At 73.5% G+C, this 13,195-nt stretch carries 12 protein-coding genes; 1 reads left to right on the top strand and 11 read right to left on the bottom strand.

What is annotated here, in order from left to right; all coding sequences use genetic code 11:
• The first annotated feature begins 93 nt into the window (after positions 1–93).
• Positions 94–879: an SDR family NAD(P)-dependent oxidoreductase gene (locus IE096_RS02815; RefSeq protein ID WP_189448004.1), complete on the top strand. Its 786-nt coding sequence runs from the start codon at positions 94–96 to the stop codon at positions 877–879.
• Here the strand turns inward: IE096_RS02815 and IE096_RS02810 are convergent.
• From IE096_RS02810 to IE096_RS02760, 11 genes are all read right to left on the bottom strand, one after another.
• Positions 866–1,444 (bottom strand): cysteine hydrolase family protein, encoded by a 579-nt coding sequence (locus tag IE096_RS02810; protein ID WP_189448002.1) that lies wholly within the window; start codon positions 1,442–1,444, stop codon positions 866–868. The genes IE096_RS02815 and IE096_RS02810 overlap by 14 nt on opposite strands.
• Positions 1,445–1,457: 13 nt before the next feature.
• Positions 1,458–1,943, bottom strand: a complete 486-nt coding sequence (locus tag IE096_RS02805; protein ID WP_189448000.1) for an SgcJ/EcaC family oxidoreductase — start codon at positions 1,941–1,943, stop codon at positions 1,458–1,460.
• A gap of 90 nt (positions 1,944–2,033) precedes the next feature.
• Positions 2,034–2,483, bottom strand: coding sequence for a universal stress protein (locus IE096_RS02800; RefSeq protein WP_126918338.1), 450 nt, complete (start codon positions 2,481–2,483; stop codon positions 2,034–2,036).
• 84 nt (positions 2,484–2,567) lie between these two features.
• On the bottom strand, positions 2,568–4,913 hold the full coding sequence (locus IE096_RS02795; RefSeq protein WP_189447998.1) for a WD40 repeat domain-containing serine/threonine protein kinase: 2,346 nt from the start codon (positions 4,911–4,913) through the stop codon (positions 2,568–2,570).
• Between the two features lie 51 nt (positions 4,914–4,964).
• The gene (locus tag IE096_RS02790; RefSeq protein WP_189447996.1) at positions 4,965–6,977 is read right to left on the bottom strand and encodes a WD40 repeat domain-containing serine/threonine protein kinase; all 2,013 of its coding nucleotides are present in this window, start codon (positions 6,975–6,977) and stop codon (positions 4,965–4,967) included.
• A 121-nt stretch (positions 6,978–7,098) separates the two neighbouring features.
• Entirely contained in the window at positions 7,099–8,061 is a 963-nt protein-coding gene (egtD, locus tag IE096_RS02785; RefSeq protein WP_189447994.1) for an L-histidine N(alpha)-methyltransferase, read from the bottom strand.
• The gene (egtC, locus tag IE096_RS02780; RefSeq protein WP_189447992.1) at positions 8,058–8,858 is read right to left on the bottom strand and encodes an ergothioneine biosynthesis protein EgtC; all 801 of its coding nucleotides are present in this window, start codon (positions 8,856–8,858) and stop codon (positions 8,058–8,060) included. The genes egtD and egtC overlap by 4 nt, the downstream gene beginning before the upstream one ends.
• On the bottom strand, positions 8,858–10,189 hold the full coding sequence (gene egtB, locus IE096_RS02775; RefSeq protein WP_189447990.1) for an ergothioneine biosynthesis protein EgtB: 1,332 nt from the start codon (positions 10,187–10,189) through the stop codon (positions 8,858–8,860). The genes egtC and egtB overlap by 1 nt, the downstream gene beginning before the upstream one ends.
• Complete coding sequence (egtA, locus tag IE096_RS02770; protein ID WP_229819871.1) at positions 10,186–11,400, bottom strand: ergothioneine biosynthesis glutamate--cysteine ligase EgtA; 1,215 nt, start codon at positions 11,398–11,400, stop codon at positions 10,186–10,188. Before egtA ends, egtB begins: the two co-directional genes overlap by 4 nt.
• Positions 11,401–11,696: 296 nt before the next feature.
• A complete protein-coding gene (locus IE096_RS02765; RefSeq protein WP_189447986.1) occupies positions 11,697–12,452 on the bottom strand; it encodes a bestrophin-like domain in 756 nt (251 codons plus the stop codon).
• Positions 12,453–12,493: 41 nt separating this feature from the next.
• On the bottom strand, positions 12,494–13,099 hold the full coding sequence (locus IE096_RS02760; RefSeq protein ID WP_189447984.1) for a hypothetical protein: 606 nt from the start codon (positions 13,097–13,099) through the stop codon (positions 12,494–12,496).
• Between the last annotated feature and the right edge of the window lie 96 nt (positions 13,100–13,195).

The following is a 13,195-nucleotide window of genomic DNA, read 5'->3' as shown; positions in this document are numbered from 1 at the left end:
CTGGGCAAATTTTGATTGTACGAAGAATTGCGTACGATCGAACTGTGTGAGGGATCGCCCCGCACGCCCCGCACCCCCGAACGGAGCCCTCCCATGGATCTTCAGCTGACCGGAACGACCGCCGTGGTGACCGGCGCCAGCCGTGGCATCGGCCTGGCCGTCACCAAGGCCCTCCTCGCCGAGGGCGTACGCGTGGTGGCCGGCGCGCGCGGCGTCACCGACGGGCTGAGGGACAGCGGTGCCGTCGCCGTCCCCGTCGACCTCGCCTCGCCCGACGGCCCCGCGGCGTTCGTCGAGCGGGCCTTGGCCGAGCTCGGCGGGATCGACCTGCTCGTCAACAACCTCGGCGGCGGCGGGGACAAGGAACATCCCGCCACGTTCCTGGAGTCCACGGACGAGCAGTGGACGGACATGTTCGAGCTGAACTTCTTCAGCATGGTCCGCACCACCCGTGCCGCCCTGCCCAGCCTCCTGGAGCGCCGGGGAGCCGTCGTCAACGTGTCCTCCATGAGCGGCCGGCTGCCCCACACGGCGCCGTTGCCGTACGCGTGCGCCAAGGGCGCGGTGAACACCTTCGGCAAGGGGCTGGCCGAGGAGTACGGGCCGCGCGGCGTGCGCGTCAACACCGTCTCGCCCGGCGCCGTGCTCACCGAGCAGTGGGCCGGGCCCGACGGTTTCGGCGCCAAGCTCGCCGCCGCCCGGGGGATCACGCTGGAGCGGCTGCTGCGGGAGATCCCCGCCGAAATGGGCGCGACCACCGGGGCCTTCGTCGACCCCGACCACGTCGGCGCCCTGGTGGCCTACCTGGCCTCTCCGCTGGCCGCCGGCATCCACGGGGCCGACCACGCCCTCGACGGGGGCGCGGTCAAGACCGTGTGACCGGCCGCGCGCCGAGCGTCTTGAGCCAGTCGTCGACGGTGACGACGTCCGCCCACTGCGGGAACAGCCGCTCGACAAGGGCCCGGTGCAGCTCCGGGTCGAGGTCCAGGCAGCCGTCGGAGAGGACGGTGAGGCCGAAGTCCAGGTCGTTCGCCTGGCACAGGGTGGACAGCACCACGGCGCTGGTGGCGATGCCGGTGAGCACGAGGTTGTCGATGCCGCGTGCCCTCAGCACCACGTCCAGGTCGCTGCCCGAGAACGCGCTGGCCCGGCGCTTGGTGACCACCACCTCGCCCGGCCGGGGCGCGACCTCGGGGTGGATCCCGGTGCCCGGGGCGCCCTCGACGAAGAGGCCGGCCCGCGCGATGGCGGCGAGGGGCTTGTTGCGCGTGCCGACCTCCGGGAAACCGGGACGCAATGCGATGACCACGTAGATCACGGGGATGCCCGCCGCCCGTGCCCCGTCGATCGCGCCGCGCAGCCGTTGCAGGTAGCCGGAGCCGTCGTCGGCGATGTCCACGATGGCCTGTTGGACGTCCATCACGAGAAGGGCGGTGTTGTTCATCGCCCGACTTTAACTACTCCGTGGGCAGCTTCGAGGAGTGGTGGTTGATGATGAGCCATCTACCGCCGCGCAGCTTGTAGACGAAGGTGTAGCGCGCGTCGACCTTGGACCTGTGGCCGTGCTTGTCGGTCAGCGTGAACTGGTAGAGGCCCGTGTCGATGGCGCTCGTGCGGCCCAGGATGTTGATGACCCGCTCCTGGATCCTGCCGACGGGCTTGTTCTCCAGGAAGTGCTTGAAGTAGTCGACTCTCGCCGCCCGGGTCTTGCGGATCTCGGCGGAGACGGTCGGCAACAGGACGGCGTCCGGGGCGTAGAGGTCGGCGACGCGGTTCGCGTCGAGGGTGGCCAGGGCGGCGTTCCACCGGTCGAACAATTCCCTGATCTCCCGCTCGCTGGGGAACCGGGGACGGTGGTCGGCCGCCTGTGCCGTGCCCGTTCCGGTGAAAAGGACGGTCACGGTGGTCACGGCGGCCGCGGCGGAGTACGTGCGTCGCCCCATGGGGCGCCTCCCGATGTGGTGTCGGTGATCAAGCGGGGATGTCACCCCAGCTTCACCCGGCACCGCCGATCCGGCACGTCGGGATGGTGCTTACGGCACCACCGTCACCGGCCACCGCCCCGCCTTCACCAGCCGGACCGCCACCGAGCCCACGATGCGGTGGCCCGCCTGCTCCGACGCCCCGACGACCACCGCGTCCGCCTTCAGCTCGTCGGCCGTCTCCACCAGCCCGGTGTAGGGGTCGCCGCGGAAGGTGTGGAACTGCCAGCGGACCTCGTGGACGCCCCGCAGGCGTTCGGTCGTCTCGCGGATCTCGGCCAGCAGTTCCTCGGCGACCTGCTCGGTCGTCTCCGCCACCGGGGCGCCCAGGGCGGCCCCGCCCACGAGGAGGGGCTGGACGTAGACGACGGCCAGCAGGGCGTTCTGCCGGCGGGCGAGGCCCGCTGCGTAGGCGGCCGCGCGCCAGGAGGTGTCGGAGCCGTCGACACCGACGACGATGACCCTGGGGCCGTCGGTGCCGCGCTCGAAACCGGACGGCAGGGGGGCGTTCCGCCCTTCGTTCGCATCCTCGCTCACGTTTTCGCTCACACGGGCAGGCTAATACCGTGGCGTGCGCGGTCGTGCTCAGGGCACCGGCCAGATACGGACGGTGTCCCTGCCACCGGAGGAGGCGCCGTGGCTGAGCCCCACCGCGAGGGCCTTGCCGTCCGGCCTGAACGCCAGCGCCGTGACGGAGACGTGGGCGTCGAAGGTGGTGGTGACCTGCCCCGATGTCGTGTCCCACAGGGAGACCTTGCCGCCCATGTCGCCGCCGGCCAGGATCCGGCCACCCGGGTGGAAGGCCACGGCCTGGATGAGTTCCCCGTCGCCCTTGAGGGTGGCGACCTCCTGCCGGGACGCGGTGTTCCACAGCAGGATGGTGCCCCTGTTCACCGCGGCGAGGAGTTGGCCGTCCGGGCTGAAGGCCGCATACCGCCCGCCTTCGGTTCCGTCGACGGTGAGCAGCGTCCGGTCGTCGGGCATCCGCCGCAGCTGGAGGGGGCTTCCGGTCGCCAGCGTCTTGCCGTCCGGGCTGAACGCGGCCGGGCCGTTCTTCACGTCCTCGTGGACGGCGAGTCTGCGGCCCGAGGGTATGTCCCACAGGTACAGGCCCTGCGGGGTGCTCGCGGCCAGGGTCCTGCCGTCCGGGCTCACGTCCAGGGAGTTGACGAAGCCGTCCTGGAGCCGGTAGTTCGTGACGCCGGTGAACGTGCCGGTGGTACGGCCGGAGGCCACGTCCCACGCCAGGATCCGGTTCTCGTCCGCCCGGAAGAGGGTCTTGCCGTCCCGGGTGAACACGTTGGCCTGCTCGTACTTGGGGATGCCGATCTGCGAGGTCGTCTTGCTCCCGGCGGCCAGGTACCAGGTCCAGATGGTGCCGTCCCCGGCGGAGACGAGCAGCGTTCTGCCGTCGGCTCCGTAGGCGAGCTCCTGCGCGCTGGAGGCGCCGTCGAGGGTGGCGCCGTCCGCCCCGGGGGCGGACGGGGTGCCCGAGTCGTCGAGCAGGACGACGGGGACGGCGATGGCGGCGGCGGTCGCGACGACGGAGAGGCCGCCGATGAGGAGCGCACGCCGGGACACCTTGCGGCCTCCGGCCGGGGTGGGGGCGGTCGGGGCCGGCGCCGTCGGGGCCGCCGGGCCCGCAGCCGGGGCGACTCCCGCGCCCAAGGCGTACGGGTTCGCCTGTGCGGCGGCGCCCGTGCCCGGGGGCGCACCTGGGCCTGCGTCCGGCGTCGCGCCCGCGCCCGCATGCGCGGGCTGCGCCGGGCTCGTTCGGGTAGCGGCGTACGGGTTCGCCTGTGCGGCTGCGCCTCCGCCCGGCGTCGCGCCGGTGCCCGCACGCGGGTCCGCCACCGTCGCGGGCCAGGGCCGCCCCGCGGGGGTGGCCGGACGCGCCCGGCCCCCCGGGGTGAGCGGCGTGGTGTGTTCCCCCGGGTGCACCGGTGCGCTGTGCCCCGCCGGAGTCACCGGCATGGCCTGCTCCGCCGGAGGCAACGGCGTCGTGCGCTCCGATGTCCCGTGTTCCGCCGGAGGCATCGTCGTAGCGCCCTCCGCCCGGGTCGGCGGCATGCCGCGTTGCCCCGGCGCCGGGGCCACCATCCGTTCCGGCGGCACGGCCGCCTCCTCATCCGCCGCGGCCGCGAACCGTTCGGGGAGGCCGGTGACCGGCGGGCGTTCCGTCGGTTCCTTGGCGAGGCACGCGGCCAGCAGGCGGCGCAGTTCGCCGTCGACGCCGTCGAGCGCGGGCGGGTCGTCCAGGATGCGCTGGACGACCGCCAGAAGCGTGGGCGCGTCGAACGGGCTGTGGCCCGTGGCCGCGAAGCCCAGTACCGAGCCGAGCGCGAAGACGTCGCTGGCCGGGCCCGCCCGGTCGGCGCGGATCTGCTCGGGCGACATGTACGCGTACGTACCGATGACCGCGCCGGTGGCGGTCAGCGAACTGGCGTCCACCGCACGGGCGATGCCGAAGTCGATGATGCGCGGGCCGTCCTCCGCGAGGATGACGTTGCCGGGCTTCAGGTCGCGGTGGACGAGGCCGCACCCGTGGATGGCGGCCAGCCCTTCCGCGAGCCCCGCGCCGAGCCGCAGGACCGCGTCCGGCGTGAGCGGGCCCCGCTCCCTGACGACCTGGTGGAGCGTCGGCCCCGGTATGAACGCGGTGACCAGCCAAGGGGACGCCGCGTCCGGGTCCGCGTCGACGACCTGGGCGGTGTGGAAGCCGCCGACCTGCCGTGCCGCGTCGACCTCGCGTTTGAAACGGGCCCGGAACTGCGGGGTGTCGGCCAGCTCCGGACGGATCAGCTTCACCGCCACCCTCCGGCCGCCGGGCGACGTGCCGGCGTAGACCTGTCCCATGCCGCCCGCGCCCAGCCGGCCGTCCAGCCGGTAGGGGCCGACCGAGCGGGGGTCGTCGGGCAACAACGCGTCCATGGATACCGTCCGTCGGGGGAGATCAGGGGAGGTCAAGGAGGTCAAGAGAGGTCAGGGGAGTTTCCAGAGCTGGATCGAGGTGGCCTTCTCGTCGCTCGCGCCGACCTGGTTGACCCCGGCCGCCAGCAGCTTGCCGTCCGGGCTGAACGCCAGCTTCGAGATCGAGGTGTCGTGCCGCGACTCGGGCATGACGGCCTTCAGCGTGGTGGTCACCTGTCTGGTGGCCACGTCCCAGAGGCTGACGGTCTTGCCGGTGCCGTCCTTGATGTTGGGCTCGCGGACACCGCCCGCGCCCGCGATCACCGCCTTGCCCGGGCGGTACGCCGCCGTCTCCAGGTACGGGTGGGCGTCCGTGAGCGTCGCGACGCGGTCGCCGGTGCCGACGTCCCACAGGTGGACGCCCGTGCCGGAGGCCATGACGGTCCTGCCGTCCGGGCTGAACGTCACCGAGGAGAAGGTCTTGCCGTCGGTACCGGTGAGGCTCTTGATGCCACGCCCGGTGCCGGCGTCCCACAGCTGGACCACGCTGTTCGCCTTGGTGTCGGCGGCCACGCTGGCCACGGACCTGCCGTCGGGGCTGAACGCGATGTCATGCATGCTGCCGGTGTGCCCGGTGAAGGTGACGGTACGGCGGCCGGTGGACAGGTCCGTCAACTCGACCCTGCTGCCCACGCCCACGGCGAGCGTCGTGCCGTCGGGGGAGAGCGCCAGACAGCCGACGCTGTCGAACTGGCCGTCGTACGAGGCGACGTCGCGCGGCAGGCCGCTGCGCACGTCCCAGCCCTTCAGCGTCTTGTCGAAGCCTCCGGAGTACAGCGTCTGCCCGTCCCGTCCGAAGACCAGGGACATGACCCACCCGGTATGCCCCTGCCCCTTGAACGTGGTGATCGCGTTGCCGGTGCCGACGTCCCACAGCCGCACGGTCCCGTTGAAGTCGCCGCTGGCCAGGGTCCTGCCGTCCGGACTGAAGGCGAGGCACTCCACCTGACTGGTGTGGCCGGAGAGACGTGCGACGGGCAGTGCGGGGTCCTTGCCGTCCCCACCGGACCCGTCGCCACCGGACTTGCTGTCACCGGACCCGCCGTCACCGGATTTCGGCCACAAGAAGTACGCGGGTATCGCGACCGCGGCCGCCGCTCCGCCGAACAGCACCGACCGCCGGGCGAGCGGCTTGCCGGGGACGACGGGCGCGGTGCTCGGCGGCGAGGCGGGTGGTGCGTCGGGTGGCGCGACGGGCAGTGCGACGGGCAGTGCGGTGCCGGGGCCCGTGACCGACAGCCGCTCGAGGACGTCCTCGGTGGACGGCCGGTCGGCCGGCTCCTTGGCCAGGCAGGCGGCCACCAGCTCGTACAGCTCGCCCGACAGGCCGTCGAGCCGGGGCGGTTCGCCGGTCACCCGGTGGACGATGGCCGGCACGGACGTCGCGTCGAAGGGGGCGCGCCCGGTGGCGGCGAAGGCCAGCACCGAGCCGAGGGCGAACACGTCGCTCGCCGGGGAGACGGTCTCGGCGCGTATCTGTTCCGGCGACATATAGGCGTACGTGCCGATGACCGAGCCCGTGCGGGTCATCGCGTCGCCCGGGGCGTGGGCCACGCCGAAGTCGATGATGCGGGGGCCGTCGTCGGCCATGATGACGTTGCCGGGTTTGAGGTCGCGGTGGACGAGCCCGCAGCGGTGGATGGCCGCGAGCCCCTCGGCGAGCCCGGCGCCGAGGCGGAGCACGGCGTCGGGGGCGAGCGGGCCGTTTTCGGCGACGGTCCGTTGCAGGGTGGGGCCGGGGATGAAGGCGGTGACCAGCCAGGGCGACGCGGCGTCCGGGTCGGCGTCGACGACCTGGGCGGTGTGGAAGCCGCCGACCTGGCGAGCCGCGTCGACCTCGCGTTTGAAACGGGCCCGGAACTGCGGCGCGTTCGCCAGCTCCGGGAGGATCAGCTTCACCGCGACCTTCCGGCCCGACGGCGACGCGCCGAGGAACACCTGCCCCATGCCGCCCGCGCCCAGCCGGCCCTCCAGCCGGTACGGGCCAATACGCCGGGGGTCGCCGGGGCGCAGCGGCTCGACCATGCGCTACTCGAATCTGCGGGGGGCTACGGGCGGTTTCACGCACGGAATTGAACCACGCCCCGGCGCGCCGGTGCGATGAGATGGTGATCTCACCGGCACCGGCGGATGTGGACCCCTCCCCTCACACGGGTACCGCCAGTGACAGGGCGAAGCGTCCCGCCCGGTCGGTCCACCAGTGGGTGAGATCGAGGCCGGCGGCGGCCAGCTCCCTCCGCACGCCCTCCTGACGGAACTTCGCCGACACCTCCGTCCGCAGCTCCTCGCCCGCCTCGAAGGTGACCGCCAGGTCCAGCGCCTGGATCTTCGCCACCACCGGGCCCCGGGCGCGCAGCCGCATCTCGATCCACTCCCGCCGCGCGTCCCACAGGGCCACGTGGTCGAAGTCGTCGGGGTCGAAGTCCGCTTCGAGCTCGCGATTGATGACGGTGAGGACGTTCTTGTTGAACGCGGCGGTCACCCCGCGCGCGTCGTCGTAGGCGGGCACCAGCACGCTCTCGTCCTTGACCAGGTCGGTGCCCAGCAGCAGCGCGTCGCCCTCGGCGAGCCCCGCGCGGATGCCCGCGAGGAACACCGCCCGCTCCGGCGGCAGCAGATTGCCGATCGTGCCGCCGAGGAACGCGACCAGCCGGGGCCCCGGGGCGTCCGGCAGCGCGAGCCCGTACTGGAAGTCGGCGACCAGCGCGTGCACCGTCAGCGACGGATGCTCGGCCAGCAGCGTCTCCGCCGCCCCGGCCAGGGCGGACTCGCTGACGTCGACGGGGACGTACACCTCCAGTGCCGACAGTTCGGCGAGGAGGTGCCGGGTCTTGTCCGAGGAGCCCGAACCGAGCTCGACGAGCGTACGGGCCCCGGTCGCGGCGGCGATCTCCCCGGCGCGGGCGATGAGGATCTCGCGCTCGGCACGCGTCGGGTAGTACTCCGGCAGCAGGGTGATCTCGTCGAACAGCTCACTGCCCCGGGCGTCGTAGAACCACTTCGGCGGGAGCTCCTTCGGTGAGCGGGTCAAGCCCTCGGAGACGTCGGCGCGCAGCGCGGCGGCCGTGGCGTCGAGGGGGAGGGTACGGGTGAGGACGAACGGACTCACTGAACGGGCTCCTTGCGCGGGGAATCCGGAAAGCGTGCGATGCGTGAGGTGGGTGGGGAGAGAGAAGAGACGGCCACGCCGGTGCGGTCGGCCGTCAGCAGCGACCGGTCGGGGACCTCGCTCCAGCCCGGCGCGTCGTCGTACGGCTCGGAGGCCACGACCGTGCGCTCACCGGGCCCGGCCCGGTACCAGAGCGAATCGCCCCACGCCGTGGCGGCGATCTGTGCGCCGTCCGTGAGCAGCAGATTGAGCCGCGAGGCGGGAGCGGCCCGCGCCAGCGCCGCGACCGTCCCGGCCAGCGCCCGCCCCAGCGGTTCGCCGCCCAGCAGCCGGTGCTCCACCAGCGCCCAGACGAACGCCGAGTCGCAGCGGGCGGTGAGCCGCAGCAACGCGCCCGGCGGCAGCAGCGGGACCAGCGTCTCCGCCGTGTCGGGCCAGCCGGCGACGGCCCCGTTGTGGCTGAACAGCCAGGGGCCGCTCGCGAAGGGCGCCGCGGCGGCCTCCCCGTCCCCGCCCGCGAACGTCGCGTCGCGCACGGCGGCCAGCAGCGCCCGGGTCCTTACCACCCGGGCGATGTCGGCGAACGACTCGTCGCCCCAGACGGGCCCGGCCCGCCGGTAGCGGGCGGGCAGCGGGTCGCCCGGCGCGTACCAGCCCACGCCGAAGCCGTCCGCGTTGACCGTCCCGTTCCGCTGGTGACGCGGCGCCCAGGACTGGCGGACGAGCGAGTACGGCGGATCCGTCAGGCTTTCGGCGAGCGGGGCGTCGGGGCCCAGGACCGCGATGTGGCGGCACATCAGACGGGTTCCGCGTCGCGCGCCGTGCGGAAGCCGGAGAAGATCTGCCGGCGGACGGGCAGGTCCCAGTTGCGGAACGTCCCCCGGCAGGCCACCGGGTCGACGGCGAAGGAACCACCGCGCAGCACCTTCAGGCCGTCGCCGAAGAACACCTCGGAGTACTCCCGGTAGGGGAACGCCCGGAACCCCGGGTACGGCAGGAAGTCGCTCGCCGTCCACTCCCAGACGTCCCCGATCAGCTGCCGCACCCCCAGCGGGGACGCACCCCGCGCGTAGGCGCCCACCGGCGCCGGACGCAGATGGCGCTGGCCGAGGTTGGCGTGCTCGGGGGTGGGATCGTCATCGCCCCACGGATAGCGCCGGGAGCGCCCCGAGGCCGGGTCGTGCCGGGCGGCCTTCTCCCACTCGGCCTCCGTGGGCAGCCGCCGCCCGGCCCACGCCGCGTACGCCGCGGCCTCGTACCAGCTCACGTGCAGCACCGGCTCGTCGGGCGGCACGGGCTCGGTCACCCCGAACCGCCGCCGCAGCCACGCGCCGCCCTCGCGCCGCCAGAACAGCGGGGCCACCAGGGAGTGGCGGCGCACCTGCTCCCAGCCCTCCGGACGCCACCAGCGCGGGTCCGCGTAACCGCCGTCCTCGACGAAGCGCAGATACGCGCCGTTGCTCACCGGCAGCGTGTCGATGAAGAACGACGCCACCAGCCGGGGGTGGGCCGGCCGCTCGTTGTCCAGCGCCCAGGGCTCCGTGGATGTGCCCATGGTGAACGGGCCGCCCTCCACCAGCACTTCCGCCGGCAGCAGCGCCGCGTCCGGCGCGGCGGACGGCGGCTCGGGCGCCGTCAGCGCCGCCGGGCCGGCCCGCAACTGATGCGTGATGAGCATCGTCTCGTCGTGCTGCTGCTCATGCTGCGCGATCATGCCGAAGGCGAAGCTGCCCGCCAGCAGCGGCCCCCCGCCCTCCACGGGCGCCCGCTCCAGCACGTCCAGCACCCTGCCGCGCACATCGGCAGCGTAGGCGTGGGCCTCGCGCGGGGGCAGCAGCGGCAGCGACGGCCGCTCCGCCCGGGGATGCTCGAAGGCGTCGTACACCGGGTCGAGCTCGGGCCGCAGCGCCTCCTGCCCGGCCACGGCCCGCAACAGCCACAGCTCCTCCTGATTGCCGATGTGGGCGAGATCCCACACCAGCGGGGACATCAGCGGGGAGTGCTGGGCGACGAGCTCCCGCTCGTCCACACAAGTCGTCAGCGCGCGGGTGCGCGCGCGAGCGGCGAGCAGGGCACTCGCGGCCCGCTCCCGCAGGGCGGCCGGGCCGGACCCGGGGGCGGGCCTCACGACCCGCCCCCCTGCCGTGCCCCCACCAGATCCAGCAGATCGTCGGCGGGACAACGGCCCCGTTCCACATACCGGCCGGTGAACTCCTCGACGGCGTCGAGCACCCGGGGCGGCGCCCCCAGCCGGGGCAGCGCCTCCCGCGCGGCCGCGAAACAGGCCACCGCCGCCGCGTGGAGCTCGGGATCGGCCAGCCCGTGCCGGGCCGCCCGCCGCCACAGCGCGTTCCTCGGCGGCGGCTCCCGGCCCGGGACGTCGCCCAGCCCCTTGACCGCCCGGTAGGCGGTCTCCGCCGCCGACGGGTCGTCGAACAGCGCCGCCGTGACCGCCAGCGGCACCATCCAGCCGTCCTCGCCCCGCTGCGCGTCGATCATCCGCAGCTCCAGGTGGCCCCGGGGCCTTATGGGCGGGAACAGCGTGGTCAGGTGGTACGCCACATCGTCGGCCGTGGCCTGCCGGGGCTGCCCGGTGCGCGTCCACTGCCGCAGCGGCAGCCCCTGCTGCACGGCCCACGGCTCGTCCTCGGACCGGACGAACATCACCTTCGCGTCCAGCGCGTACGCCGCCCAGGCCGCCCTCGGATCGTGCCAGTCCGGCGGGGCCACCGTCCGCCCCGGATCCATCCGCGCGTAGCAGGCCTGCCGGCTCGACCGCCAGCCCGACGGGCGGCCGTGGAGCAGCGGCGAGTTGGCGAACGACGCCGACAGCACCGCGCCCAGCAGATGGGCCAGCCGCCAGCGCCGCAGATACCCCAGCGGCCCCGGCCCCTCGTACCCGGCGTCCACACAGACCTGCACCGACGCCGTGCGGCACATGACATTGCGCCCGGCGCCGTTGATGCGGTCGTAGTAGACCTCCATCGCGTTGTAGCGAGGGGTGCTGCGGACCCTCGGGGGCTCGCCCCACGGCTCCTTGCCGTACCCGGCCAGCGTCAGGCCCAGCTCGCGCAGCTCCGCGCGGGCGAGGGAGAGATCGGCGGAGACGTCCGCGACACAGGCGGCGAGGGACTCCGCGGGCTGGGAGCTGAACTCCAGCTGGCCGCCCGGTTCGACCGTGAACAGCGACCTCAGCGGCAGTGCGCCCACCCGGTCGGCGGCCTCCGCGAGCCGGTGCGGCGCGACGGGGCGGGTGGGGTCGTGCAGATCGTGGACGAGCCATTCCAGTTCGACACCGAGAAGGCGGGGCGGGCCGGTCTTGAATGAGATGCCGCGCACATACGCGTCGGCTTCCGATTCACCGACCGGCCGGGTGAGGCCTTCCCTGTCAGCAAAGCAGTCGGTCACGCTCACTACCTCCCGTCCGTTGCTCAGTACCCCCAAAACGGCGGCACCAGTCGACGTGCGGGGAACCTAGCCTCGAACCGGTCATTCCGGGGGCGCGACCAGGGCAGGACCGTCAGGCGCGCGGCGCCGGAGCATCCGCACAATTGTCCGCTCCCCTTGACGGGCCCGCCAGCGGAGGACGACCTCGGCTCCGTCCGGGCCGCCCTCGCCGGGGCGCCACCTGCCCGTCAGAGGGAGAACAGATCGCTGAACGGGCCCGCCGTGTCGGCCACGGCATGGCCGAAGGGCGAGTTGAAGTCCCAGATGAGGAAGAGGAGGAAGGCGATCAGCGCGCTGTAGAGCCCGGCGAGCAGCAACTCGCGCGGCGACCGCCGGATCTGCAGCGTGAAGATCAGCCCCACCGCCACCAGCGCCCCCGCGATCAGCCCGAACCAGACCACGCCCGGCATCGTCGGCCCGGCGTTGGCCGCCCGCGCGTTGCGCGCGGCGTCGGCCGCGCCGATCTGGTCGAGCAACGGCTGGTACGACTGGGCCTCGTGATCGTCGCGCGGCTGGTACGAGGTGAGGTCGGCACGCACCTTGTCGAGCAGCTCGGTGCCCTTGTCGGTGAGCTCGCCCGTCCTGAGCATCGACGGCCACTCCGTCTTCACCGTGTAGCTCACATAGGAGCTCACGTCGGCGCGCACCTGCTCGCGGGCCGCCGGGGAGTACGCCTGGACCCGCTCGCTCACCTCGTGGAGGGCCTGCGCCTCGGCCCGGGCGGTGTCCTGCGCGCCGTTGCGCGCCTCCCAGACACCGGCGATGGCCAGACCCAGCACGATGGCGTAGACCACCCCGACCATCATGGTCATGTACTCGATGACGTCGGGGGTCTCGTGCGGGTTGTCGTCCGCACTGATCCGGCGCTGCTTCAGGACGGTGATCGACAGGACGACCGCGCACGCGGCGGCCATGGCGAGGGCCAGCATCAGCCACTCGGACAAGGGATACCTCCAAGGAGGGTCGGCGGGTCGGAACCGGGTGGTCAGCTGCCGCCGCCCCCGGTGCCCCCGCCGCCGCTGCCGCGCGGGCGCAGCAGGGCGGCGGCGAGCACGGCGGGGGCGGTGATCACCAGCATGAGCGTGACGAGCGAAGCCCCGTTCTTCGCCGGCTTGGTGACGGCCTGGTGGTACGGCCGGGGCACGACGTGCCGCGCCGGGGCGGGCGCGCGCGGCGGTGGGGGCGCGGGCGCGGGACGGGCCGGGGGAGCGGGGGCCGGTGGCGGGGGCTCCTTGCCCGGCGGCTCGGGTGACGCAAGCGGGGCGGGCGCGGCCTTCAGCGGCACCGGCGGGGTGGGTGAGGGAGCCGGCGGCGGGGGAGGAGGCGGGGGCGGCGGTGGCGCCGGGGTCGCCGGGCAGAGGGAGGCGAACGACACGCCGAGCGCGCCCTCCGCGCGGGCGAACAGGCAGTCGGGCCCGGCGTGCACGAAGGTTTCGGCGGTCCGGGACTCGACGAAATCGTCGGTGACGACGATCCCGCTCGCGGGCCCCCCGGCGTCGGGCGGCTCCGGGAGCACCCCGGCCCCCACCGTCGCGAAGGCGACCGCCAGGGTCGCGCATCCGGTCCGTGCCGTTCGGCGCCATCCATTCACGACGGGGATCTTGCGGGGGCGGTGGCCCGGATTTCCACTTGTCCGGCCGAATTACTCCGAAGGGGTGAAATTCCGACTCGGAGGCATGAAGAACGG

The sequence above is a fragment of the Streptomyces abikoensis genome (assembly GCF_014648775.1).
Taxonomy (GTDB): Bacteria; Actinomycetota; Actinomycetes; order Streptomycetales; family Streptomycetaceae; genus Streptomyces; species Streptomyces abikoensis.
Note: the sequence above shows the minus strand (reverse complement) of the source record. Positions and strands in the feature narration are given on the sequence as shown.

What these genes read in the sequence shown, in the direction of transcription:
- IE096_RS02815 (WP_189448004.1), top strand. Translation starts at nt 94, where the DNA reads ATGGATCTTCAGCTGACCGGAACGACCGCCGTGGTGACCGGCGCCAGC.
- IE096_RS02810 (WP_189448002.1), bottom strand. Translation starts at nt 1,444, where the DNA reads ATGAACAACACCGCCCTTCTCGTGATGGACGTCCAACAGGCCATCGTG.
- IE096_RS02805 (WP_189448000.1), bottom strand. Translation starts at nt 1,943, where the DNA reads ATGGGGCGACGCACGTACTCCGCCGCGGCCGCCGTGACCACCGTGACC.
- IE096_RS02795 (WP_189447998.1), bottom strand. Translation starts at nt 4,913, where the DNA reads ATGGACGCGTTGTTGCCCGACGACCCCCGCTCGGTCGGCCCCTACCGG.
- IE096_RS02790 (WP_189447996.1), bottom strand. Translation starts at nt 6,977, where the DNA reads ATGGTCGAGCCGCTGCGCCCCGGCGACCCCCGGCGTATTGGCCCGTAC.
- egtC (WP_189447992.1), bottom strand. Translation starts at nt 8,858, where the DNA reads ATGTGCCGCCACATCGCGGTCCTGGGCCCCGACGCCCCGCTCGCCGAA.